This window comes from Kitasatospora sp. NBC_00458, from assembly GCF_036013975.1.
Lineage (GTDB): Bacteria > Actinomycetota > Actinomycetes > Streptomycetales > Streptomycetaceae > Kitasatospora.
Genome location: NZ_CP107904.1, coordinates 2,381,005 through 2,403,241, shown reverse-complemented (window position 1 = coordinate 2,403,241; position 22,237 = coordinate 2,381,005). Strand labels below are relative to the sequence as shown.

General features: G+C 74.0%; 24 protein-coding genes. 8 read left to right on the top strand and 16 right to left on the bottom strand.

The annotated features are described in order from the left end of the window. The first annotated feature begins 50 nt into the window (after window positions 1-50). The 3 genes from OG550_RS09305 (at window position 51) to OG550_RS09295 (ending at window position 1,358) form a co-directional block, all read left to right on the top strand. Window positions 51-719: an FMN-dependent NADH-azoreductase gene (locus OG550_RS09305; RefSeq protein ID WP_327676212.1), complete on the top strand. Its 669-nt coding sequence runs from the start codon at window positions 51-53 to the stop codon at window positions 717-719. A gap of 4 nt (window positions 720-723) precedes the next feature. Continuing rightward, on the top strand, window positions 724-1,044 hold the full coding sequence (locus OG550_RS09300) for a DMT family transporter (RefSeq protein WP_327676211.1): 321 nt from the start codon (window positions 724-726) through the stop codon (window positions 1,042-1,044). A 137-nt stretch (window positions 1,045-1,181) separates the two neighbouring features. Further along, window positions 1,182-1,358: a PIN domain-containing protein gene (locus tag OG550_RS09295; protein ID WP_327676210.1), complete on the top strand. Its 177-nt coding sequence runs from the start codon at window positions 1,182-1,184 to the stop codon at window positions 1,356-1,358. A 35-nt stretch (window positions 1,359-1,393) separates the two neighbouring features. On the opposite strand, the gene OG550_RS09290 is transcribed toward OG550_RS09295, so the two are convergent. The 11 genes from OG550_RS09290 to OG550_RS09240 form a co-directional block, all read right to left on the bottom strand. Beyond that, window positions 1,394-2,182 carry a sirohydrochlorin chelatase gene (locus OG550_RS09290; protein WP_327676209.1) on the bottom strand — a complete coding sequence of 263 codons (789 nt, stop codon included), beginning with the start codon at window positions 2,180-2,182 and terminating at the stop codon, window positions 1,394-1,396. A gap of 11 nt (window positions 2,183-2,193) precedes the next feature. Continuing rightward, window positions 2,194-3,096 carry an ABC transporter permease gene (locus OG550_RS09285; RefSeq protein WP_327676208.1) on the bottom strand — a complete coding sequence of 301 codons (903 nt, stop codon included), beginning with the start codon at window positions 3,094-3,096 and terminating at the stop codon, window positions 2,194-2,196. After that, a complete protein-coding gene (locus OG550_RS09280; RefSeq protein WP_327676207.1) occupies window positions 3,083-3,886 on the bottom strand; it encodes an ABC transporter ATP-binding protein in 804 nt (267 codons plus the stop codon). Before OG550_RS09280 ends, OG550_RS09285 begins: the two co-directional genes overlap by 14 nt. Before the next feature lie 213 nt (window positions 3,887-4,099). Continuing rightward, window positions 4,100-5,278, bottom strand: coding sequence for an aliphatic sulfonate ABC transporter substrate-binding protein (locus tag OG550_RS09275; RefSeq protein WP_327676206.1), 1,179 nt, complete (start codon window positions 5,276-5,278; stop codon window positions 4,100-4,102). A gap of 271 nt (window positions 5,279-5,549) precedes the next feature. Further along, window positions 5,550-6,908, bottom strand: coding sequence for a sulfate adenylyltransferase subunit 1 (locus OG550_RS09270; protein WP_327676205.1), 1,359 nt, complete (start codon window positions 6,906-6,908; stop codon window positions 5,550-5,552). After that, window positions 6,908-7,846, bottom strand: a complete 939-nt coding sequence (gene cysD / locus OG550_RS09265; protein WP_327676204.1) for a sulfate adenylyltransferase subunit CysD — start codon at window positions 7,844-7,846, stop codon at window positions 6,908-6,910. Before cysD ends, OG550_RS09270 begins: the two co-directional genes overlap by 1 nt. Continuing rightward, window positions 7,843-8,442, bottom strand: coding sequence for an adenylyl-sulfate kinase (cysC, locus tag OG550_RS09260; RefSeq protein ID WP_327676203.1), 600 nt, complete (start codon window positions 8,440-8,442; stop codon window positions 7,843-7,845). Before cysC ends, cysD begins: the two co-directional genes overlap by 4 nt. Before the next feature lie 90 nt (window positions 8,443-8,532). Next, window positions 8,533-9,237 carry a phosphoadenylyl-sulfate reductase gene (locus tag OG550_RS09255; protein ID WP_327676202.1) on the bottom strand — a complete coding sequence of 235 codons (705 nt, stop codon included), beginning with the start codon at window positions 9,235-9,237 and terminating at the stop codon, window positions 8,533-8,535. After that, on the bottom strand, window positions 9,218-9,430 hold the full coding sequence (locus OG550_RS09250) for a hypothetical protein (protein ID WP_327676201.1): 213 nt from the start codon (window positions 9,428-9,430) through the stop codon (window positions 9,218-9,220). Before OG550_RS09250 ends, OG550_RS09255 begins: the two co-directional genes overlap by 20 nt. Continuing rightward, entirely contained in the window at window positions 9,427-11,151 is a 1,725-nt protein-coding gene (locus OG550_RS09245; protein ID WP_327676200.1) for a nitrite/sulfite reductase, read from the bottom strand. Before OG550_RS09245 ends, OG550_RS09250 begins: the two co-directional genes overlap by 4 nt. 198 nt (window positions 11,152-11,349) lie before the next feature. Further along, a complete protein-coding gene (locus OG550_RS09240; protein ID WP_310593185.1) occupies window positions 11,350-11,433 on the bottom strand; it encodes a putative leader peptide in 84 nt (27 codons plus the stop codon). 358 nt (window positions 11,434-11,791) lie between these two features. Between OG550_RS09240 and OG550_RS09235 the strand changes: the two genes are divergently transcribed. Both OG550_RS09235 and rsgA read left to right on the top strand, forming a co-directional pair. Further along, the gene (locus OG550_RS09235) at window positions 11,792-13,117 is read left to right on the top strand and encodes a YihY/virulence factor BrkB family protein (RefSeq protein ID WP_327676199.1); all 1,326 of its coding nucleotides are present in this window, start codon (window positions 11,792-11,794) and stop codon (window positions 13,115-13,117) included. Between the two features lie 366 nt (window positions 13,118-13,483). Beyond that, entirely contained in the window at window positions 13,484-14,641 is a 1,158-nt protein-coding gene (gene rsgA, locus OG550_RS09230; RefSeq protein ID WP_327676198.1) for a ribosome small subunit-dependent GTPase A, read from the top strand. An 83-nt stretch (window positions 14,642-14,724) separates the two neighbouring features. On the opposite strand, the gene OG550_RS09225 is transcribed toward rsgA, so the two are convergent. Beyond that, complete coding sequence (locus OG550_RS09225) at window positions 14,725-15,180, bottom strand: ASCH domain-containing protein (RefSeq protein ID WP_327676197.1); 456 nt, start codon at window positions 15,178-15,180, stop codon at window positions 14,725-14,727. Window positions 15,181-15,423: 243 nt separating this feature from the next. Between OG550_RS09225 and OG550_RS09220 the strand changes: the two genes are divergently transcribed. Further along, window positions 15,424-16,938, top strand: a complete 1,515-nt coding sequence (locus OG550_RS09220) for a DNA-3-methyladenine glycosylase 2 family protein (protein WP_327676196.1) — start codon at window positions 15,424-15,426, stop codon at window positions 16,936-16,938. A gap of 92 nt (window positions 16,939-17,030) precedes the next feature. Next, complete coding sequence (locus OG550_RS09215; protein WP_327683759.1) at window positions 17,031-17,555, top strand: methylated-DNA--[protein]-cysteine S-methyltransferase; 525 nt, start codon at window positions 17,031-17,033, stop codon at window positions 17,553-17,555. A 175-nt stretch (window positions 17,556-17,730) separates the two neighbouring features. On the opposite strand, the gene OG550_RS09210 is transcribed toward OG550_RS09215, so the two are convergent. Then, window positions 17,731-18,249, bottom strand: a complete 519-nt coding sequence (locus OG550_RS09210; protein ID WP_327676195.1) for a GNAT family N-acetyltransferase — start codon at window positions 18,247-18,249, stop codon at window positions 17,731-17,733. 59 nt (window positions 18,250-18,308) lie between these two features. After that, window positions 18,309-18,824 carry a MarR family winged helix-turn-helix transcriptional regulator gene (locus OG550_RS09205; protein WP_327676194.1) on the bottom strand — a complete coding sequence of 172 codons (516 nt, stop codon included), beginning with the start codon at window positions 18,822-18,824 and terminating at the stop codon, window positions 18,309-18,311. A gap of 162 nt (window positions 18,825-18,986) precedes the next feature. On the opposite strand from OG550_RS09205, the gene OG550_RS09200 reads away from it, so the two are divergent. Continuing rightward, a complete protein-coding gene (locus OG550_RS09200) occupies window positions 18,987-20,639 on the top strand; it encodes an MFS transporter (RefSeq protein WP_327676193.1) in 1,653 nt (550 codons plus the stop codon). 62 nt (window positions 20,640-20,701) lie between these two features. Here OG550_RS09200 and OG550_RS09195 read toward each other — a convergent pair whose 3' ends face one another. Both OG550_RS09195 and OG550_RS09190 read right to left on the bottom strand, forming a co-directional pair. Beyond that, window positions 20,702-21,424: a DUF305 domain-containing protein gene (locus OG550_RS09195; protein ID WP_442905964.1), complete on the bottom strand. Its 723-nt coding sequence runs from the start codon at window positions 21,422-21,424 to the stop codon at window positions 20,702-20,704. After that, the gene (locus OG550_RS09190) at window positions 21,421-22,098 is read right to left on the bottom strand and encodes a DUF3105 domain-containing protein (protein ID WP_327676192.1); all 678 of its coding nucleotides are present in this window, start codon (window positions 22,096-22,098) and stop codon (window positions 21,421-21,423) included. The genes OG550_RS09195 and OG550_RS09190 overlap by 4 nt, the downstream gene beginning before the upstream one ends. Window positions 22,099-22,237: the final 139 nt, after the last annotated feature.

Here is a 22,237-nt window from a genome sequence, read left to right as displayed (position 1 = left end):
CCGCCTGATGTCCCGTCCTCGCCGCACCCGTCTCCGCCTGGGGGTTCACCATGTCCCGACTCCTGCACCTCGACAGCAGCGCGCGCTCCGACTCCTTCACCCGCCGCCTCGGCGAAGCCTTCGCGGACTCCTGGCGGGCGGGCGGCGGCGAGGTCGTCCACCGCGACCTCGCCGCCGACCCGCCGCCGCCGATCCGCGAGGGCTGGACCCGGATCTGCGACACCCTGCTGCGCGAGGGCATCACCGAGATCGACGACTACTCCGAAGCCGTCCGCACCGAGCGGGAACGGGAGGCCTGGGCGGTCGTCCGGCCGCTGCTCGACGAACTCGTCGCGGCGGACGCGGTGCTGATCGGCGCGCCGATGTACAACTTCGGCATACCCGCCGCGCTCAAGGCCTGGATCGACCAGGTGACCTTCCCCAAGATGGTCCTCGCGCCCCGCAGGTTCGTGGTCGTCGCCGCCCGCGGTGGCGCCTACGGGCCCGGCACCCCCCGCGAGCCCTACGACCACAACGGCCGCTACCTGCTCGACTTCGTCCGCGGCCACTACGCGGTCGAGGACGGCGAGGTCATCGCCGCCGAACTGGTCAACTCGCTGGTCGACCCCGCCCTGGCCGGCCGGACCGCCCAGCACCGGGAGTCGGCCGCCGACGCCCTCCGCCGGGCCCGGGAGCGCGGCGCCGAGCTGGTCGGCCACCGCATCCCGAGGGAGGGCTGACGCCGTGCCGTGGATCTGGCTGCTGCTGGCGGGAGCGGTGGAGATCGCCTGGGCGCAGTCCATCAAGCCCACCGACGGGTTCACCCGGCTCCCGCAGACCCTGCTCTGCCTCGTCCTGATGTGCGGCGCGGTCTACCTGCTCTCGCGCGCCCTCCAGGACCTCCCGGTCGGCACCTCGTACGCCGTGTTCACCGGCATCGGCACCGTCGGCGCCGTTCTGACCGGAGTGGTGCTGCGCCACGAGACGCCGTCCCCGGTGGCCCTCGCCGGTCTCGCCCTGATCACCGCGGGCCTGGTCACCGTCCACCTCGGGACCGCCGACTGACCCGTCGCGCCGGGTTCACGGGGGCCCGGCGCGACAGGTCCCGCCCCCGGTGCGATGTTGGTGGCGTGTAGTCGAATGTACAGAACCACCATCGATACGACGGAGGCGCCAAGAATGCCGGGTGCTGGATCGACACCGTGCGGCGGCGGACGGCCCTCGGCGGTCGGCATCGCAGCGCCTCGGCCGTCGACCTCGTGATCGCGGCGACGGCGGCGCACCACGGGCTCACCGTTCTGCACGACGACGCCGACTACCGGACCGTGGCCGGGTACGCTCCGGAGCTCGGCGAGCACAGCAACCTGGACCACTCCTGATTGCGGAGCCCCCGGCGAGGCCGGGGGCTCCGCAATCAGGCGGTCAGGGCCGGGGCGGTGCGGAGTTCCGTCAGGGCCGCGTCGTAGCGGGTGAGCAGGAGGCGGGCGATCTCGGGGGCGGCGCCGAGGACCTCGGCGAGGAGGTCGGCTCCGGCGTCGGCGGCGGCCCCGGCGATGCGGTCGGGGAGCCGGCCGGGGGCGAGCAGGTAGGGGGCGACGGCGGTCCGCCGGACGCCGGCGCGGCGCAGCGCGGCGAGGGCGTCGGGGACGCGGGGGCCCTCGGCCGAGGCGTAGGCGACCTCGACGGCGGCCCAGCCGCGGGTGCGGCGCCATTGCGCGGCGACGGCTCGCGTCGCGGCGTCGGCGGCCGGGTCGGAGGAGCCGGCGGCGGCCAGGACGACACCCGTGCGGGCCCGGACGGCCGCGGAGGCGAGCTCGGGACCGGCCTCCGCGAGGCGGCGGTCGAGGGCGGCCAGCAGCAGCGGGGACGGGCCGAGGACATCGGCCGTCGGCAGCGTGGCGCCGGCCGCGCGCAGGGCGGCGGGGATGTCGTTCTTGGCGTGGAAGGCCCGGTTGAGGAGCAGCGGCACGGCCACCGCGGCGGAGCCCAGCCGGGAGACCACCTGCGGGATCCGCGGCGCGCAGTGGTCGAGGTACGCGGTGGCGACGTCGAGGCCGGGGCGCAGCGCGCGGACCCGGGCGACCAGGTCGGCGACGGTGGCGGCGTGCCGGGCGTCGCGGCTGCCGTGGGCGATCAGCAGCAGGGCGGGGCTGCCCGCCGCCACCGGGGTGGCGGGGGCGGCGGACAGCCGGCCTTCGTCCATGCGGAGCGGCCTTACTTGACGGCGGCCAGCAGGCCGCGGTTGCGCAGGACCCGGCGCTCGACCGGGGTGAAGACGAGCAGTTCGATGGCGATGCCGACGAACAGGATGAGGATGATGCCGAGCAGGACGCCGGCCATGTCGGAGAACTCGCGCTGGTTCTCCAGGTACCGGCCGAGGCCGAGGCCCAGGTCGGGGGAGGAGGCGACGAGCTCGGCGGCCATCAGCGAGCGCCAGGAGAACGCCCAGCCCTGCTTGAGGCCGGCCAGGTAGCCGGGCAGCGCGGCGGGGAGCAGGATGTGGCGGGCGCCGTTGAGGCCGGTGGCACCGAGGGTGCGGCCGGCCCGCAGGAACAGCGGCGGCACCTGGTCGATGCCGGCCACCAGGCCGTTGGCTATGGAGGGGACGGCACCGAGCAGGATGACGGCGTACATCATCGAGTCGTTGATGCCGAGCCAGATGACGGCGGCCGGGACCCAGGCGACGGAGGGCAGCGACTGGAGGCCGGAGAGGACCGGTCCGAGGGCGGCCCGGACGGGCTTGACCCGGGCGACGACCAGGCCGATCGGGGTGCCGATGGCGACGGCGACGACGAAGCCGGAGAGGCCGCGCCAGACGCTGGTCCAGATGATCGAGAACAGCGTGCCGGCGGACCACAGGTCCTGGGCGGCCCGTGCGACGTCGGCGGGGCTGGGCAGCTTGTAGGAGCTGGTCAGTTCGAGGCTGTAGGCGCCCTGCCAGAGGGCGAGTACCAGGAGCACGCCGAGCAGGGGCGGCAGCGCCTTCTGCCGCAGGGTGTCCGCGAGGGAGTTGCGCTGGGTGCTGACGGCGTCGAGCGCGTCGAGGCCGGCGCCCACGTCGGCGGTGTCGCCGCCCGGGGCCTTGTCCAGGATCGGCGTGGTGTCAGTGCTGGCCATGGCGGCGGATCTCCCCACGCAGTTCTTCGGTGATCTCGATGGACAGGTCGGCGACGCCGGAGGACTCGATCCGGCGGGGCTGCGGCAGGTCGATCCGCCACTCGCGGGCGACCCGGCCGGGGCGGGAGGAGAGCAGGACCACGCGCTGGGCGAGCCGGACGGCCTCCCGCACGTTGTGGGTGACGAAGAGGATCGAGAGCTTGCGCTCGGCCCAGATCCGGGTGATCTCGTCGTGCAGGACGTCGCGGGTGATGGCGTCGAGGGCGGCGAACGGCTCGTCCATGAGCAGCAGGGAGCCGCCCTGGGCGAGCGCGCGGGCGAGCGCGACGCGCTGGCGCATGCCGCCGGAGAGCTCGTGCACGCGCTTGCCGTGGGAGCCCTGGAGGCGGACGAGTTCGAGCAGCCGCTCGGCCTCGGCCCGGCGCTCGGCCCGGGGGACGCCGGCGAGCTTGAGGGCGAGTTCGATGTTCCGGCCGGCCGTGAGCCAGGGGAAGAGCGCGTGTTCCTGGAACATCAGCGCGGGGCGTCCCCCGGGAACCTCGATGGTGCCCGCGGTGGGCGCGTCGAGACCGGCGACCAGGTTGAGCAGGGTGGACTTGCCGCAGCCCGAGGCGCCGAGCAGCGTGACGAACTCGCCCGGCGCGACGTCGAGGGTGATGTCGTCCAGGACGTGCGTCTGCGCGCCGGGACGGCCGAAGGACTTGTGCACGTGCGAGATCCGGACGGCCGGTGCGCCGTCGCGGGTGCCGACGCCGACGGCGTCGTCCGAGGTGGTCAGTGCCGGAGTCATCCGGACACCTCCTGCGTGGTGTGGTCTCGGGCCCCTCCCGTCCGCCGGCGGACGGGAGGGATGGTGACGGAGGGAGCCGGGGTCCGGGCCCCGCCCGGGGCCGTACTCGGGGCATCGAGCGGGCATCGACCGGGCGGGCGGGGTTCCGGACCGCGGGGCTTGGGCGCCGTGGGCGCGCCGCGGGCGCGCCCACGGGGGTACCGCGGGGCGGTGTTACTTGGTGCCGAGTCCGGCGTCCGCCACGGGGCTCTGCCCCTTCTCCTTGAGCACCTTGTTGAGCGGAGTGAGGTCGTAGATCCCGGCCAGGTTGGGCTTCTTGAGCAGGCCGGCGGTCACCGCGTTGTCGGCCTCGGTCTGCAGGGTGGAGGCCAGCGGGTCGTCCAGGAACTCGATGTCGGCCCAGGCCGGGTCGAGGATGGCCGGCTCCAGGGCGTTGCCGGCTTCCTTCTTGATGGCCTCGTTGGCGATGGCCTTGGCCTTGTCCGGGTTCGCCTTGATGAAGGCGTTGGTGGTCACGGAGCCGCGCAGGACGGCCTCGACCACGTCGGCGTGCTCGGCCAGGAACTTCTGCGAGACGATGATGTTGGTGATGACGAACTGCTTGTTCGGCCAGATGTCCTTCTCGTTGAGCAGGACCTTCGCGCCGAGGGTGACCAGCTTGGACGCGGTCGGCTCGGGCACCCAGGCGCCGTCGATCGAGCCCTGCTTGTAGGCGTCCGGGGTGACCTTGTTGTCCGAGCGGACCACGCTGACGTCGCCGGCGCCGGACTGCGCGTCGACCTTGTAGCCCTTGCCGGCCAGGTAGTTGAGGAGCGCCACGTCCTGGGTGTTGCCCAGCTGCGGGGTGGCGATCTTCTTGCCCTTGAGGTCGTCCAGGGTGGCGATCTTGTCGGGGTTGACCACCAGCTTGACGCCGCCGGAGGCCGAACCGCCGATGATCTTCAGCGACTTGCCCTCGGACTTGGTGTAGCCGTTGATCGCCGGGGAGGGGCCGATCCAGCCGATGTCGATGGAGCCGGCGTTCAGCGCCTCGATCTCGGCCGGGCCCGCGTTGAAGACCTGGGTCTTGATCTGGGTGGCGCCCAGCTCCTTCTGGAGGATGCCCTCCTGGAGGCCGACCAGCGGGGTGCCGTGGGTGAGGTTGGCGAAGTAGCCGATCTTCACCGTGTCGGCGGACAGCTTCGCGGCGCTGCCGGAGGCGGAACCCGCGGCCGGGGCCGGGTTCTTGGGCTTGTCGTCGTCGCTCTTCGAACCGTAGCCGCAGGCGGAGAGCAGTGCCACGGCGGTCAGGCCGGCTATGGCGGCCGCGGCGGAGCGTCTGATCCGGCCGGCGGCGGGGCGTGCCGGGGTATGCGGATTCGGGCCGTGCGGGAGAGTCTGGTTCGGTGCCATGGTGGAAGTCCTTCGCGCGGACGGACCGTCAGGGGACGGCCTCGGGGCGGACATCGGTCGGGTTGCGCTTGTGCGGCATCGGTGATGCCGGGCAAGCCGGGTCGGCACGGCTGTCGCGGCTGTGGGGCGGGACAGCGGCCGGCCCGGTGACAGGGCTGGGGTCAGCCCTGTCGGCCCGCACATCGCGTCAGGCCGCCCTGGCCGCTGCCGAGGACGCCGCTGCCGATGCGGCCGCCTTCCTTGTCCATGCCCGAGAACGCCTCGCTGGGCATCAGACCCAGTCCTCCTCTTGGGATGCGGGTGCGTCGGTGCTGCGTACGGTGTCGAACGCCTCGCCCGCCATGCCGGCGGTGAGGGTGGTGCCGTCGGCCGGGTCGATCAGCAGGAACGATCCGGTCCGGCGGTTGTCGGAGTAGCCGTCGAGGGCCAGCGGCTCGGCGGTGCGGAGCACCACGTGGCCGATGTCGTTGACGTTCAGCCCCTCGGCGCCGGAGCCCTGGCCGAGCTTCCCGTCGCGGATCGGCGCGGTGATGTCGATCCGGTAGGAGACCTCCTTCACCAGCGCGCGGACGGTGCGGGTGGTGTGCTTGAGCAGCACCTTGTCGCCGGCGCGCAGGGGGCGTTCGCTGAGGTGGCTGACGGTGGCCTCGATGTCCTTGGTGGGGACGGGGGCCGGGCCGGCCGAGATCAGGTCGCCGCGCGAGACGTCGATGTCGTCGGCGAGGCGGACGGTCACCGACTGGGGGGCCCAGGCGATGTCGGTCTCCCGGCCGAGCGCGTCGATGCCGGCGACGGTGGTGGTGTGGCCGGAGGGCAGCACGGTCACCGGGTCGCCGACCCGCAGCACGCCGGAGGCCAGCTGCCCGGCGTAGCCGCGGTAGTCGGGGTGCTCGTCGGTCTGCGGGCGGATCACGTACTGGACGGGGAACCGGGCCGGCTCGACGCTCGGGTCGCTGCCGACCGGGACGGTCTCCAGGTGCTCCAGCAGGGTCGGGCCGCCGTACCAGTCCATGTGGGCGGAGGGTTCGACGACGTTGTCCCCGGCGAGGGCGGAGATCGGGACGGCCACCACGTCCTTGACGCCGAGCGAGGCGGCGTAGGCGGTGAACTCCTCGGCGATCCGCGCGAAGACGGGCTCGGCGTAGTCGACCAGGTCCATCTTGTTGACGGCCAGCACGACGTGCGGCACGCGCAGCAGCGCGGCGACGGCGGCGTGCCGGCGGGTCTGCTCGACGACGCCGTTGCGGGCGTCGACCAGGACGACGGCGAGCTCCGCGGTGGAGGCGCCGGTCACCATGTTCCGGGTGTACTGCACGTGGCCCGGGGTGTCGGCGAGGATGAACCGCCGCCGGGGGGTGGCGAAGTAGCGGTAGGCGACGTCGATGGTGATGCCCTGCTCGCGCTCGGCGCGCAGGCCGTCGGTGAGCAGCGCGAGGTCGGGCGCCTCCTGGCCGCGGTTGCGGGAGGCGTGCTCGACGGCCTCCAGCTGGTCGGCGAGCACGGACTTCGAGTCGTGCAGCAGCCGGCCGACGAGGGTGGACTTGCCGTCGTCGACGGAGCCGGCGGTGGCGAAGCGCAGCAGGGAGGTGGCGGTGCCGGTCTGGGTCGTGCCGGTCTGGGTGGTGCTCATTAGAAGTATCCCTCGCGCTTGCGGTCTTCCATCGCGGCCTCGGAGAGCTTGTCGTCGGCGCGGGTGGCGCCCCGCTCGGTGAGGCGGCTGGCGGCGATCTCGGCGATGACGGCCTGGATGTCGGTGGCCTCGGAGTCGACGGCGCCCGTGCAGGACATGTCGCCGACCGTGCGGTAGCGGATCAGCCGCCGCTGGACCGGCTCGTTCTCCTTGGGGCCGCCCCACTCGCCGGCGGTCAGCCACATGCCGTTGCGGGCGAAGACGTCGCGCTCGTGGGCGTAGTAGATCTCCGGGAGCTCGATGCCCTCGCGCTCGATGTACTGCCAGACGTCCAGCTCGGTCCAGTTGGAGAGCGGGAAGACGCGGACGTGCTCGCCGACCGCGTGCCGGCCGTTGTAGAGCGACCACAGCTCGGGGCGCTGGCGGCGCGGGTCCCAGGCGCCGAACTCGTCGCGCAGCGAGAAGACCCGCTCCTTGGCGCGGGCCTTCTCCTCGTCGCGGCGGCCGCCGCCGAAGACGGCGTCGAAGCGGCCCGTCTCGATGGCGTCCAGCAGCGGGACGGTCTGCAGCGGGTTGCGGGTGCCGTCGGGGCGCTCGCGCAGCCGGCCGTCGTCGATGAAGTCCTGGACGTGGGCGACGTGCAGGCGCAGGTTGTGCTCGGCCACCACGCGGTCGCGGTAGGCGATGACCTCGGGGAAGTTGTGCCCGGTGTCGACGTGCAGCAGCGAGAACGGCACGGCGGCCGGCCAGAAGGCCTTGAGCGCCAGGTGCAGCATGACGATGGAGTCCTTGCCGCCCGAGAAGAGGATCACCGGGCGCTCGAACTCCCCCGCGACCTCGCGGAAGATGTGCACCGACTCGGCCTCCAGCGCGTCCAGGTGGGACAGCGCGAAGGGGGAGTCGTCGGTGCGGAGCGGGCTGTCGGTCGCGGTGGTCATGCGAGGCCCCTCTCGGTCAGGAAGGCGTGAAGCTCGGCGGCGGACTCGGCCACCGCGCGGCCCTGGGTCTGCAGCCGCAGCTCCGGATGTTCCGGTGCCTCGTACGGGTCGTCTACCCCTGTCAGGCCCGAGATCTCCCCGGCGGCCTGCTTGGCGTACAGCCCCTTGACGTCGCGCTCGGCGCAGAGCTCGACCGGGGTGGCGACGTGGATCTCCAGGAACGCGGTGCCGTTCGCGGCGTGCCGCTCGCGGACCGCGGCGCGGGAGTCGGCGAAGGGGGCGATCACCGGGGCGAGCACCTTGACGCCGTTGGCGGCGAGCTTCTCGGCGACGAAGCCGATCCGGGTGACGTTGGTGTGCCGGTCCTCGCGGGTGAAGCCGAGGCCCTTGGAGAGGAACTCGCGGATCTCGTCGCCGTCCAGGACCTCGACCCGGTGGCCCTCGGCGCGCAGCCGCTCGGCCAGGGCGAAGGCGAGCGTGGTCTTGCCGGCGCTCGGCAGCCCGGTCAGCCACACCGTGGCGCCGCGCTCGCAGATGGCGGCCGCACGGGCCGCCTCTGCGGCTCCGTCGGCGGCCGGGGTGTGGACTGTGCTCACGGTGACTTCTCCAGACGGGATGGGGTGTGACGATCGATCATGTGCTGCGGGGCGGCCCTGCGGAAGCCCCCAGGGAAGCCCCTAGACGGCTCAGAGGTGGATGCCGCACTCGGTCTTGCCGGTCCCGGACCAGCGGCCGGAGCGGGCGTCCTCGCCTTCGCCCGGCTTGCGGGTGCAGGAGAGCGGCGAACAGCCGATCGAGGTGTAGCCCTCCCACAGCAGCGGGTTGAGCAGCACGCCGTTGGCGTTCACGTAGGCGTCCACGTCGTCCTGGGTCCAGCGGGCGATCGGGGCGATCTTGACCTTGCGGCGTCTGGCGTCCCAGGAGACCACCGGGGTGCCGGCCCTGCTCGGCGACTCGTCGCGGCGCAGCCCGGTGGCCCAGGCGTCGTAGCCGCCCAGGCCGCGGTTGAGCGGCTCGACCTTCCGCAGCGAGCAGCACAGGTCCGGGTCGCGGTCGTGCAGGCGCGGCCCGTACTCGGCGTCCTGCTCGGCCACGGTCAGCTTCGGGGTGAGCGTGATGACGTTGACCGGCATCACCGCCGCCACCGCGTCCCGGGTGCCGATGGTCTCCGGGAAGTGGTAGCCGGTGTCCAGGAAGACCACGTCCACGCCGGGGAGGACCGACGAGGCGAGGTGGGCGACGACGGCGTCCTCCATCGAGGAGGTGACGCAGAACCGCTTGCCGAAGGTGTCGGCCGCCCAGCGCAGGATCTCCTGCGGGGTGGCCTCCTCCAGCTCCCGGCCGGCCTTCTCGGCCAGTGCCCCGTGGTCGTCAGCGGTCGTGGTGGTCATGCGGTGCGCTCCCCCCGCCGGTCCGGGTCGCGTCGGCCTGGCCCCCGTTGGCCGGGGAGAGCAGGCCGAGGAACTTCAGCTGGAAGGCCCGGCGGCAGCCGTGGCACTCCCAGGCGCCGTGCCCGGCCTCGGAGGGCCGCAGGTCCTCGTCGCCGCAGTAGGGGCAGAAGAAGGGTGCCGCACGCTCGCTCACGAGAGCTGCTCCTCGCCGGCGCGGGCCGCCCACTGCGCGAACCGCTCGCCCTCGGCGCGGTCGGCCTGGTAGCGGGTCAGGACGCGCTCGACGTAGTCGGGCAGGCCCTCCTTGGTGACCTTGAGGCCGCGGACCTTGCGGCCGAACCCGGCCTCCAGCCCGAGCGCGCCGCCCAGGTGCACCTGGTAGCCCTCGACCTGGTTGCCCTGCTCGTCCGTCACCAGCTGGCCCTTGAGGCCGATGTCGGCGACCTGGATGCGGGCGCAGGCGTTCGGGCAGCCGTTGATGTTGATGGTGAGCGGCTCCTCGAAGTCGGGGAGGCGCTTCTCCAGCTCGTCGATGAGCGTGCGGCCGCGCTCCTTGGTCTCGACGATGGCGAGCTTGCAGTACTCGATGCCGGTGCAGGCCATGGTGCCGCGGCGGAACGGGGAGGGGGTGACCCGCAGGTCCAGCGCCTCCAGGCCGGCCACCAGCGACTCGACCCGGTCCTCGGCGATGTCGAGGACGATCATCTTCTGCTCGGCGGTGGTGCGCAGCCGGTCGCTGCCGTGGGCCTCGGCGAGGTCGGCGATCCGGCCGAGCAGCTTGCCGTCGACGCGGCCGACGCGCGGCGCGAAGCCGACGTAGTAGCGGCCGTCCTTCTGCCGGTGCACGCCGACGTGGTCGCGCCAGCGGCCGCTGGGCTCCGCCGGTGCGGGACCGTCGACGAGCTCGTACTTGAGGTACTCCTCCTCCAGCACCCGGCGGAACTTCTCCACGCCCCAGTCGGCGACCAGGAACTTCAGCCGGGCGCGGTTGCGCAGCCGGCGGTAGCCGTAGTCGCGGAAGATGCCGATGACGCCGCCGTAGACGTCGGCGACCTCGTCCAGCGGGACCCAGGCGCCGAGCCGGACGCCGAGCTTGGGGTTGGTGGAGAGCCCGCCGCCGACCCAGAGGTCGAAGCCGGGGCCGTGCTCGGGGTGGACCACGCCGACGAAGGCGATGTCGTTGATCTCGTGTGCGACGTCCAGCAGCGGGGAGCCGGAGACGGCGGACTTGAACTTGCGTGGCAGGTTGGAGAAGTCCTTGTTGCCGATGAACCGGCGCTGGATCTCGTCGATGGCGGGGGTGCCGTCGATGATCTCGTCCTCGGCGATGCCGGCCACCGGGGAGCCGAGGATGACGCGCGGGGTGTCGCCGCAGGCCTCGGTGGTGGAGAGGCCGACGGCCTCCAGCTTCTGCCAGATGGAGGGGACGTCCTCGATCCGGATCCAGTGGTACTGGACGTTCTGCCGGTCGGTCAGGTCGGCGGTGTTGCGGCCGTACTCCTGGGAGACCTCGGCGACGGCGCGGAGCTGGGCGACGGTCAGCCGGCCGCCGTCGATGCGGACGCGGAGCATGAAGTACTCGGCGTCGAGCTCGTGCGGGTCGAGGATCGCGGTCTTGCCGCCGTCGATCCCCTCCTTGCGCTGGGTGTAGAGGCCCCACCAGCGCATCCGGCCGCGGAGGTCGGCCGGGTCGATCGAGTCGAAGCCCCGGTGCGCGTAGATCGTCTCAATACGTGTCCGTACGTTGAGACCGTCGTCGTCCTTCTTGAACTGCTCGTTGGCGTTCAGGGGGGTGAAGTGGCCCATGCCCCACTGGCCCTCACCGCGGTGGCGGGTCACCTTGCGAGGCGCGGCGGGGCGGCGCGCGGGGGCGGCGGCGGCCGTGGGCTCGGCGGTCTCGGGAGTGGTGGCCATGGTGAAGTCCTTCGGGGCAGGTGGCTCTGACGCCGGGTGGGTCGCTGGGCGTGCTCGGCGGTTCGGTGCTGCTGTGACCTGCGGGTTCTCAAGGCCTGCGAAGCAGTGACCGGTGACCGGGCGGGCGCCTGCGGGTCCGCGTCGGCGGGGACGGCGGAGTGGTGGCGCCGGGTGCGGTGGGTGGCAGCGGGGTAGGGCTCAGGTCACCGGACAGATGGCGCTGGACACGCGAAGGAGATCGACGTGAAGTCGACCTACTAGGGTGGTTCCGGCGCTCGGCATGGCAAGAGATTCGCACGGAGCACGACTCGCGGTCCACTAACGTCCGTATTCTGGACCTGAAGGTTTCGAATGCTGGGATGTTCGAGCGTTCCCGCCGCTCCCCGGATCCGGCCCCCGCGGCGGATCGCCGACGGATGGTCGGCACGGGGCCGGCGGATCGCCGACTGGCGGCCGCCGCACGGCCGGTGGGTGTCCGGCGGCCGGCCGCCGGGGACGGCCGCGGGGGAGGGCCGGAGGTCGAGGGCGGGGTGCCGGGGGCGGCGTCGGGGCGGGTCGGGAGGTTCGAACGGCCGCTCGAACGAACGCTCCGTGCCATGGCAGATCAGCGGACCGGTCACGGCCCGATACCGTTAGCCCTGTGCAAGCAGCAGGCGAAACGACCAGACCGAACCCCGAGCGGCCCTCCCGTCGTCGGGGCAAGGGTTCCCGGCGGGCGGCCAGGCAGGTCACCTGGCGGACCACCGCCTGGGCCCTGGTCAAGGACACCACCAACACCTGTGTCGAGTACCGGGTCACCGGACTCGCGGCGGAGGCGGCGTTCTTCACCCTCCTCTCCATCCCGCCGCTGCTGCTCTGCCTCGCCGGCACCCTCGGCTACCTCGACGACTTCCTCGGCGCCGGCACCATCGACAACCTCAAGGCCGACATCATCAAGGCCGCCGGGACGGTGCTGTCCGACTCCTCCATCACGGAGGTCGTGCAGCCGCTGCTGGCCAAGGTCTTCGGCGAGACCAGGCCCGACCTGATCTCGATCGGCTTCCTGCTGTCGCTCTGGTCCGGCTCCCGGGCGCTCTACATCTTCATCGACACCATCACCGTGATGTACGGGCTCGACGGCAAGCGGGGCATCGTCAAGACGCGCCTGATGTCACTCGGCCTCTACCTCGGCGCGCTGGCGATCGGCTCACTGGTCCTGCCGCTGCTGATGGCCGGGCCCGGACTGGTGATGAACGCCGTCCCCGGCATCGCCGGACTGGCCAAGGCCGCCTACTGGCCGTTCGCCATCCTGCTGCTGATCGTCGCGCTGACCACCCTCTACCACCTCGCGGTGCCGGTCTCCACGCCCTGGCGCGAGGACATCCCTGGCGCCCTGGTCGCCCTGGTGGTGCTGGTCTTCTGCAGCGTCGCGCTCCGCCTCTACCTGGTCAGCTCCATCGAGGGCCACTCGGTGTACGGCTCGCTCGCGGCGCCGGTCGCGGTGCTGCTCTGGATCTTCGTGGTGGCGCTCGCGGTGCTCATCGGCGCCGCGATGAACGCCGCCATAGACCGCCGCTGGCCCACCCTGGAGACCGCCGACGCCCGCGCCGAGAACGAGCGCGCCCACGAGGAGGCGGCCGCCGCCGTGGTCCGCGAGGTGGCCGCCCGCCGCGCCGTCGAGCGGGCCCGCCGGGCGCGCGAGCTGGGCCTCGCCGAGGGCGGCGAGGAGGAGCACTGGGAGGACGAGGGCGAGGACCTCGACGTCCCCTCGGAGTACCCCGAGCGGTGGGCCGACGTGATGGCCGCCGAGAACGTCCGGGGCCGGATCACCGCGCGCGGCGGCGGCCCGCACCACCGCCCCGCCCCGCCCCCGCCGGACAGCGACCGGCCGGTCGCCCCGCCCCCGGAGTACCCGGTGGCCCCGCCGCCTCCGCCGTACCCCGTCCCCGGCCACCCGCCCCGCCCGCCGTGGGACCAGCGGCGGTAGCCGGGCGGACCGGGAGCGCGCCCGCCGTCCGGGTGACCGGTGCGCAGTGCGCGGCGGTTGCGGTCCGGCCGGGGTGACCGCACGCGGCGGCGCCGGCCGGACCGTCCGGCGCCGGGAGGAGGCGCCCGGTAAATCGGTTGGCACCGCCGCGCGGGGCCGCTAGCGTGTCCGGTGTCCGGTTCGGACCGTGCCGTTGCCGGTCCGAGGAGAGAAAGCAGGAGGTGAGTCCCGTGGCCACGACTGTCACGACGGCTGCCCTGGGCAGCGCCCGCATCCACCTCTCCCTGCCGGCCGCCGGCTGACACAGCCCTCGCGCGTACAGCCGCAGCCCGGCGGGATCACTTTCCTCCCGAAGGGCCCACTGCGTTGTCCAACGCTGCCTCCGTTCCGTCCTCCTCTTCTTCCTCTTCTTCCTCCACCCCTTCCCTCCCGGCCCCGCCGCCCTCCGACGCGGGCTCCCCGCCGGCCGGGTACGGCTGGACGCCCGAGCTCGACGAGCTGTTCGCGCCGCTCGCCGAGGCCGGACTGACGCCCGCCCGGATCGTCCGGGTCGACCGCGGCCAGTGCGACGTCGTCCTCACCGACCCCGGGACCGGCGAGCTGCGCACCGTCCGGGCCGACACCCGGCAGGTCGGCGACGCCGACATGATCAACTGCCCCTGCACCGGGGACTGGGCCGCCGTCGACCTCGCGGCGCAGCCGATGGCCTCCGTCGCGGCGCTGCTGCCGCGCTCCACCGCGATCATCCGCAAGGTGGCGGGCAAGCGGTCCGACGGCCAGGTGCTGGCCGCCAACGTCGACACCGTGGTGATCGCCGCCTCGCTCGCCGCCGAGCCCGACCTGGGCCGGATCGAGCGCTTCCTCGCCCTCGCCTGGGAGTCCGGCGCCGAACCGCTGGTGGTGCTCACCAAGGCCGACCTGGTCGACGACGCCGACTTCATCCGGGCCGACGTCGAGGCCGCGGCGCCCGGCGTCACCGTGCTGGTGGTCAGCGCCGAGACCGGCGAGGGGGTGGACGTGCTGCGCGCCTGCACGCCCGGCACCACCGCCGTGATCGGACAGTCCGGTGTCGGCAAGTCGACCCTGACCAACGTGCTCGCCGGGGCCGACGTGATGACCGTCCAGCAGGCCCGGGCCGTCGACCAGAAGGGCCGGCACACCACCACCACGCGCGAGCTGGTCCCGCTGCCCGGCGGCGGGGTGCTGATCGACACGCCCGGCCTCCGCGAGGTCGGCCTCTACGGCGGCGAGGGCGTGGCACTGGCCTTCGCCGACATCGAGGAGCTGGCCGAGGACTGCCGCTTCCACGACTGCAACCACCAGGGCGAGCCCGGCTGCGCGGTGCTCGCCGCGCTGGAGGCCGGCAGCCTGCCGGAGCGCCGGCTGGAGAGCTACCGCAAGCTCCAGCGGGAGAGCGAGTGGATCGCCTCCCGTTCGGACGCCCGGCTCGCCTCGGCCCGGTTGAAGAAGTGGAAGGCCGTCACGAAGTCGATGCGCGCGGTGGGAGGTCCCGTGAAGCGCTGACGCCCGGTCCTGCGGCGGGGCGGGGCGAGGTGGGCGGGGTGGGGCGGGCGGGCAACCCCGCCTGCCCCACCGCCGTCCGGGCGTCAGCGGAGGTCGGCCACCAGCCGGAACCGCTCCAGCACGACCGGCGTCGCGTCGTCCACGGTGAAGCCCGGGTCGCCGAGGGCGGCGCGCAGCTCGGCACCGTGCCAGAACCCCTCGTGCGCGGTCCGCCACCCGGCGACCGTCGTATAGCCCTCGCCCTCGTCCAGGGCGTGCTGCAGACCGACCTCGCCGAGCGGGACGACCCGGACGTCCGTCGTCTCGGTCACCGCGACGACCTGCCCGGCCGAGTCGACGACCGCGCCCCGGGCGCCGGCCCGGGGCAGCGGCTCGCCCTCGTGCTCGTACTCGGCGAGCAGCCCGGTGGTGCTGGTCTTGGCACCGGAGAGCACCGCGGCGACCAGCTCGTCCCGGAGCGGACCGGGGAAGGCGAACTCCTCCACCCGCAGGCCGGTGATACGCGGGTCGTCCGGTCCGGTGTAGGGCTGCTCGGGCATGCGGTCTCCTCGGGGCGTGGGCGGGCCGGGGGCTGGATCGTGCGCAGCGTAGCCGCCCCGCCGTCCGGTGGCGCGTGGTTTTCCGCCCGCCCGGCGGCGGCCCCGCGGTCACCCCGCCACCGGTCCTGCCACCCGTCCTGCCACCGGTCCCCGTGCCCGCTCCGCCGTCGGTCCTGCGGCGTCCTGACGGTCGCGTCCGATTTCCGCCAGTCGACACCCGTCCGGTGCAGCAGACTGGACAGCGTGATCGACGACGACATCCGGTACCGGGCCGTGGACAGCCGGGACGCCCGCTTCGACGGCGTCTTCTTCACGGCTGTCACCTCGACCGGCATCTACTGCCGGCCGAGCTGCCCGGCCGTGACCCCCAAGCGCGTCAACTGCACCTTCTACCCGAGTGCCGCCGCCGCCCAGAACGCCGGCTTCCGGGCCTGCCGGCGCTGCCGCCCGGACTCCGTCCCCGGCTCGCCGGAGTGGAACCACCGCGCCGACCTGGTCGGCCGGGCGATGCGGCTGATCGGCGACGGCATCGTGGACCGCGAGGGCGTCGCGGGCCTGGCCCAGCGCCTCGGCTACAGCTCCCGCCAGCTCCAGCGCCAGCTCACCGCCGAACTCGGCGCCGGCCCGATCGCCCTGGCCCGGGCCCGCCGCGCCCAGACCGCGCGGCTGCTGCTCCAGACCACCGAGCTGCCGGTCACCGAGATCGCCTTCGCGTCCGGCTTCGCCTCGGTGCGGCAGTTCAACGACACCGTCCGCGAGGTGTACGACCGCACCCCGAGCGGACTGCGCGCCGAGGTCACCGCCGGCCGGCGGACCGCCACCCCGGCCGGCGGCCTCGCGCTGCGGCTCGCCTACCGGGGCGCCCTCGACAGCGACCACCTGATCGAATTCCTCGCCCTGCGCGCCGTCCCCGGTGTCGAGGAGGTCGTGCCCGGCCCGCGGACCGGCGTCCGCACCTACCGCCGCACCCTCGCGCTCCCCTACGGCCACGGCATCGCCGAGGTGGACGGCCTCGGCCCCGCGGAGCCGCGTGCCCGCGGCTGGCTGGACTGCCGGCTGTTCCTCACCGACCTGCGGGACCTGCCGACCGCCGTCCAGCGCCTGCGGATCCTGTTCGACCTGGACGCCGACCCGCTCGCGGTCGACGACCAGCTCGGCGCCGACCCGCTGCTGGGGCCGCTGGTCCGGGCCCGCCCCGGGCTGCGCTCGCCCGGTCACGTCGACGGGCACGAGCTGGCGGTCCGGGCCGTCCTCGGCCAGCAGGTCACCGTCGCCGCGGCCCGGACCCTGGCCGGCCGGCTCGCCGAGAAGTACGGCCGGGCGCTGCCGGAGCCCAGCGGCGGGCTGCGGCTGCTCTTCCCGACCGCGGCCGCCCTCGCGGTCGCCGACCCCGAGGACTTCGCGATGCCGGCCGCCCGGCGGCGGGCGCTCACGGGCCTCTGCGCCGCCCTCGCCGAGGGCGTCGTCCGGCTCGACGGCGGCGTCGACCGGGAGGAGACGGCGGCGCGGCTGCTCGCGCTCCCCGGCATCGGCCCGTGGACCGTCGGCTACCTGCGGATGCGGGCCCTGGCCGACCCCGACGTCTTCCTGCCGACCGACATCGGCGTCAAGCACGGACTGCTCCGGCTCGGCGCCGCGGGCGACCCGAAGTCCGCCGCCCGGACCGCCGAGGCCTGGGCCCCCTGGCGCTCCTACGCACTCCACCGCCTCTGGGCGGGCCCGGCCGACGAGCTCAGCACTGGAACGGAGAACACCTGACGATGAGCACCACCGAGAAGACCGTCACCGAGACGATCGCCACCGCGACGACCGGCACCGAGGCGACCGCCACCGGGAGGAGCACGACCGAGATGACCGCCACCGGTACCGGCACCACCGTCTTCACCTTCATGGAGAGCCCGTTCGGGCGGCTGATGCTCAGCGGTGTCCGGCCCGCGGACGGCGGTCCGGCCGCGCTGGCCACCGTCACGGCCCCCGGCCAGAAGTACGCGCTCGCCGAGCCCGCCGACGACTGGGAGCACGACCCGGACGCGCTGGCCGAGCCGGTGGCCCAGCTGACCGCGTACTTCGCCGGGGAGCGCACCCGGTTCGACTTCCCGCTCGCCCCCGTGGGCACCGAGTTCCGCCGCCGGATCTGGGCCGCCCTGGACCGGATCCCGTACGGCGAGACCGTCACCTACGGCCAGCTCGCCGCTCTGGCCGGCGAGTCCCCGCGGGCCGTCCGCGCGGTCGGCGGCGCGGTCGGTGCCAACCCGCTGCTCATCGTCCGCCCCTGCCACCGGGTCCTCGGGGCCAACGGCGCCCTCACCGGCTTCGCCGCGGGGACGGACCGCAAGCGCTGGCTGCTGGACCTGGAGAGCGGCGCCCTGTTCTGACGGCCGGGGAGAGCGCGGGGCGCCGGCCGTCAGGACGGCCGCGCCGCTCGGCGGGCCGCCTCTCGGCCCGGGCCGGGAGGCGGGGGCCACGACGGCGGGGCAGGGTGCGCCCTCGGGTGGATCCGGGTCCACGGGTCGGACCGGATCGAGCCGCCGGTCGTGCGGGACGGCACCGTCATCCGCCGGCCGTGGCCAGCTCCACCCGCCAGTCGTTGCTGCGCATCCACCGGCCGGGCGGGAACTCGAAGTCGGTCTCGCCGACGAGGGTGAAGCCTGCCCTGCGGCAGACGGCGTTGGAGGCGGGGTGGCCGACGGACGGGAAGGCGTGCAGGAAGGGGTGGCGGGCCGTGCGGGCGGCGGCGTCCACCGCGGCGCGGGCCGCGACCGCGGCGATGCCCCGGCCCTGGTGGGGCGGGAGGACGTTCCAGCCCATCTCGTAGACGGTCGCGCCCTGCCAGCTGCGCTCGGCGTAGCCGACGCTGCCGACGTCCACGCCCTCGGGCTCCAGGACGACGCGGTACATGCAGCCGGTGCCGGACGGGACGAAGTCCAGGTAGCGGCGGTGGCGGGCGAGCATCTGCTCCTCGCTCTCCGGGCCGCCGACGTGGGCGCGCATCCGCGGGGTGTTGATCCTGCGCAGCAGGCCGAGGTCGGCGTCGGTCCAGGGTTCGAGTCGGAGCAGTGCGGGATCCATGTCCGGACGGTAGTCGGCGGCGCGGGCGCCGGCGACCGGGTTTCCCGGTGGTGTCCTGCTCAGGAGGCCGGTTCGGCCAGTGCCCGGGCGAGGTTCTCCAGGGCGGGCAGGGCGTGCATGACGGCGTCGCGGTCGTCGGGGGAGAGGGCGTCGAGCGCGGTGGCGATGCGGCGCTCGTGGGCGTGCTGCCAGTCGTCGAGCTGGCGCCGGCCGGCCGGGGTGAGGGCGATCCGGGCGGTGCGGCGGTCGCCGGGGTCGGCCTGGCGGTCGACGAACCCGGCCTCCAGCAGCTTGCCGACCAGGCCGCTGACGGTGTTCGGGGCGAGCCGCTGGCGGGCGGCGAGTTCGCCGACGCGCAGCGGGGCGGCGGCAAGCGTCTGGAGGAGTTCGACCTGCGCCATCGGCAGGGACTCCCAGGGGTAGTCGGTCCGGATGCTGCTGCGCAGGGTGCGGCGGAGCCGGGTGACCACGTCGGTGAGCCGCCGGGCGCGTTCGACCGCCGCGGTCTCCGGCTCCTGGTGGCCGGCGGCGGCCGGTCCGGCGGCGGGTTCGGGAACGGGTGGTGACGACGGCATGGCGGACAGCGTAGCGCCTGGTACGGACGGTCCCGGACGGTCGGGACGCGGTCTGCGGCGGTCGGTGCCGGTCGGTAGCGATCGTCCCTGGTCAACTGTGGTCAGATCGCATGCCGATCAGATCGTAGAGAGAACATATCTGTATCCGATATATTTCGCCGTATGAACGCCGCGTCCACCCTCGCCGGCCGGCTGCTCACCGAGCGTCCCCGGCCGCGCGGCATAGCCCGCCGGCGGTACGCCCACTGGCTCGCCGTCGCCACCGTCTGCCTCGGCGCGTTCCTCGGTCAGCTGACCGCCAGCGTCACCGCCCTCGTCTACCCCGACCTCCAACGCCACTTCCACGCCGGGTTCGCCGCCGTCGAGTGGGTCGCCCTCGCCTACCTGCTCGTCCTGGTGGCACTGCTCGCACCGGTCGGACGCCTCTCCGACCTGGTCGGCCGCAAGACCGTCTACCTCGGGGGGTTCGCCGTCTTCGGCCTCGCCTCACTCGGCGCCGGACTCGCCGGCGGACTCGGGACGCTGGTCGCGTGCCGGGCGGTCCAGGCGGTCGGCGGCGCGATGATGCAGGCCAACAGCGTCGCCCTGGTCGCGCGCGGCGTGCCAGGACACGCGATGCGGCGGGCGCTCGGCGTCCAGGCCGCCGCCCAGGGACTGGGACTCGCGCTCGGACCCGGCCTCGGCGGGCTCATGGTCGAGCACGCCTCCTGGCGCTGGGTGTTCTGGATCAACGTGCCGATCAGCCTGGTCGGCATCGCGGCCGGCTGGTTCCTGCTGCCCCGGACCCGGACCGGCGCCCCGCCCGTTCAGGCCCCGGCCCCCGGTGCCCCGGCCCCCGGCGTCCTCCCCGCGGCCCGTCCCGCGCCCGCGGCCGGGCCCGCGCCCGCCGTCCGGCTCCCGCACCCGCGCCGGGGGGTCGGACCCGACGCCGACGGCGGCCGCTTCGACCTGCCCGGTCTGCTGCTGCTCGCCGGCTCGTCCACCGCGCTGCTGCTCGCCCTCTCCGCCGCCTCCGGCCTGCCGCTGCCCGGCTGGGCGGTGGCCGGGCTGTCCGCCGCCGCCGTCCTGCTCGCGCTCGGCCTGGTCCGCCGGGAGCGGCGGGCCGCCCGGCCGATCCTCGCGCCCGGGCTGGTCAACACCCCCGGCGTCCGGCCCGGCCTCGGGGTCTCGCTGATCGGGTACCTGCTGCTGTTCTGCCCGTTGGTGCTGGCTCCGGTACTGCTCGCGGAGTCCGGCCTGCCGACCGCCCGGGCGGGCCTGGTGATCACCGTGCTCCCGGCCGCGTTCGCGGTGGCCGCGACGGTCGGCGGCGCGCTGCTGCCGCGCGGCTGGTCGGACGTGGCCCGCTGCCGGTTCGGCGCCGGGCTCGCCGGGGCGGGCCTGCTGTGCTGCGCGCTGCTCCCGGCGGTCGGTGCACCCGCCAAGCTGCTCGCCGTGCCCCTGGCGGTCGTCGGCTGGGGGCTGGGCGTGCTGCTGCCCGCCAACAACGCGCTGGTGATGCGGGCGATCCCGGCGGAGTGCTCGGCGGTCGGCGGCGGCATGGTCAACATGGCCCGCAGCCTCGGTACGGCGCTCGGCACCGCGCTGCCGGTGCTCGGCGTCCACCTGGCGGGACCGGCGCTCGGCGGCCGGTCGGTGCTGCTCGTCCTGGCCGCGGTGGCCGGCCTCGCGGTGGTGCTCACCCGGCCGGTCCGGGAACGTCCGCTCGGTGGCCGGCCGGCGCCGGACCGGCCGGTGGCCACCACTCCGTCCACCACTCCGTCCGCCACTCCGGCCGCCGCCCCGTCCGCGGACCGGGCGTCGGCGCGCCGCTGAGCACGGAAACGGCCGGGGCGGCGGACGGGATCACCCGTCCGCCGCCCCGGCCGTGCCGTCGGTCAGGAGGCGGGCACGCCGGGGGCCGAGCCGCGTTCCCCGAGCATGTCGGTCATCAGCTGGATCTCCGACGTCTGCCCCGCCACCATCGACTGGGCGAGCCGCTTCTCGGTCTCGTTCTTCGCCACGTCGACGTAGCCCTGGGCCATCTCCACGCCGCCCTTGTGGTGCTCCAGCATCAGCTGCAGGAAGAGCACCTCGGCGTCCCGCCCGTTCAGCGAACGGAGCTTGGTGAGCTGGGTGTTGGTGGCCATGCCGGGCATCAGCGAGCCGTCGTGCGGCTCGTAGCCGTGCTTCATGCCCATCCACGCCATCGGCTTGGCCGGCGAGTGCTGCGGGAGCCCCCACTGGTCGAGCCAGCCCATCATCATGCCGCGCTGGTTGGCCTGGGTGTTGATGATGTCGAAGGCGAGCGTGCGGGTGTGCTCGTCCGAGGTCCGGTCGCGGACGATGAACGACAGGTCCACCGCCTGCTGGTGGTGGGTCGCCATGTCGCGGGCGAACCCGGCCTCCGGGGAGTCGTCCGCCGGTGCGGAGACCGAGGAGGAGCCGGACGCCGACGTGCTGCCGGCCACCAGGGCCGGCACGCCGAGCGCGAGGGCGAGCGAGGCGGCCAGCGCAGCCGGCCACCAGAGCCGCTTGCGCGGGGCGGCCGCCGGGGCGGCGTCCTCCTCCGCGTCCTCCCCGCCGGGTGTGAGGCCCGGTGTGGTGCCGGGGGCGGTCACATCGCGCCCATGGTGCAGGAGGCCCCGGGCTCCTGGGTCTGCTTGCCCTGGACGTACTTGGTGAAGAACTTCTCCACCCGCGGGTCGGAGGCGCTGTCCACGACCAGCTGGGTCGACCAGGCGTTCAGGGTGATGGTGCCCTGCTCGTCCGGGTAGGGGCTCATCAGCGAGTACGGGGTGGCCTTCACCTTGTCCGAGAGGGCCTTGACGTCCTCCGGCGTGGCCTTGCTGTTGTAGGTCACCCAGACCGCGCCGTGCTCCAGCGAGTGGACGGCGCGCTCGTTCTCGACCGGCTGGTCGTAGACGGTGCCCATGCAGTCCAGCCAGATCGCGTTGTGGTCGCCGCCGACCGGCGGGGTCTGCGCGTAGGTGACCTTCTCCTTGACGTGGTTGCGGGTCAGCTCGCCGAAGGTCTGCACGCCGTCGATCGGGGCGCTGGCGGCGACCTCCTTGGCCTTCTTGTCCTTGTTGGCGTCCACCACGATCCACGTGCCGGTGGCTATCGCGGCGATCACCAGCACGCCGGCGATCGACCCGGCGAGCACCTTGTTGCGGCGGTCGCGGCGCTGCTCGGCGGCGCGCAGCTCGGCGATCCGGGCCCGGCGGTCGGCGCTGGCCTGCTTGCCGCCCGGCTTGTTCGACGGTGCCTTGGACTGCTTGGAGGCGGAACCCATGTGGTGTCCTTGTCCCCACCGCGCATCGGGCGCGGCGGTCTGAAGAGATGGCGGGATGGGGCGGATCCGCCGGTCCCGTCCGTCCGCCGACTCGCGCCGGAGCGCGGGCGGGAGGCGGGGGAGGGCCGGCGGCGGGTTC

Coding starts and splice junctions, on each gene's coding strand:
- cysD (WP_327676204.1), bottom strand. CDS start 7,846: ATGACCACCGCGACCGACAGCCCGCTCCGCACCGACGACTCCCCCTTC.
- OG550_RS09240 (WP_310593185.1), bottom strand. CDS start 11,433: ATGCCGAGCGCCGGAACCACCCTAGTAGGTCGACTTCACGTCGATCTC.
- OG550_RS09190 (WP_327676192.1), bottom strand. CDS start 22,098: ATGGGTTCCGCCTCCAAGCAGTCCAAGGCACCGTCGAACAAGCCGGGC.
- OG550_RS09305 (WP_327676212.1), top strand. CDS start 51: ATGTCCCGACTCCTGCACCTCGACAGCAGCGCGCGCTCCGACTCCTTC.
- OG550_RS09225 (WP_327676197.1), bottom strand. CDS start 15,180: ATGCCCGAGCAGCCCTACACCGGACCGGACGACCCGCGTATCACCGGC.
- OG550_RS09290 (WP_327676209.1), bottom strand. CDS start 2,182: ATGGACGAAGGCCGGCTGTCCGCCGCCCCCGCCACCCCGGTGGCGGCG.
- OG550_RS09200 (WP_327676193.1), top strand. CDS start 18,987: ATGAACGCCGCGTCCACCCTCGCCGGCCGGCTGCTCACCGAGCGTCCC.
- OG550_RS09275 (WP_327676206.1), bottom strand. CDS start 5,278: ATGGCACCGAACCAGACTCTCCCGCACGGCCCGAATCCGCATACCCCG.
- OG550_RS09255 (WP_327676202.1), bottom strand. CDS start 9,237: ATGACCACCACGACCGCTGACGACCACGGGGCACTGGCCGAGAAGGCC.
- OG550_RS09285 (WP_327676208.1), bottom strand. CDS start 3,096: ATGGCCAGCACTGACACCACGCCGATCCTGGACAAGGCCCCGGGCGGC.
- OG550_RS09270 (WP_327676205.1), bottom strand. CDS start 6,908: ATGAGCACCACCCAGACCGGCACGACCCAGACCGGCACCGCCACCTCC.
- OG550_RS09215 (WP_327683759.1), top strand. CDS start 17,031: ATGACCGCCACCGGTACCGGCACCACCGTCTTCACCTTCATGGAGAGC.
- OG550_RS09245 (WP_327676200.1), bottom strand. CDS start 11,151: ATGGCCACCACTCCCGAGACCGCCGAGCCCACGGCCGCCGCCGCCCCC.
- OG550_RS09205 (WP_327676194.1), bottom strand. CDS start 18,824: ATGCCGTCGTCACCACCCGTTCCCGAACCCGCCGCCGGACCGGCCGCC.
- OG550_RS09280 (WP_327676207.1), bottom strand. CDS start 3,886: ATGACTCCGGCACTGACCACCTCGGACGACGCCGTCGGCGTCGGCACC.
- OG550_RS09210 (WP_327676195.1), bottom strand. CDS start 18,249: ATGGATCCCGCACTGCTCCGACTCGAACCCTGGACCGACGCCGACCTC.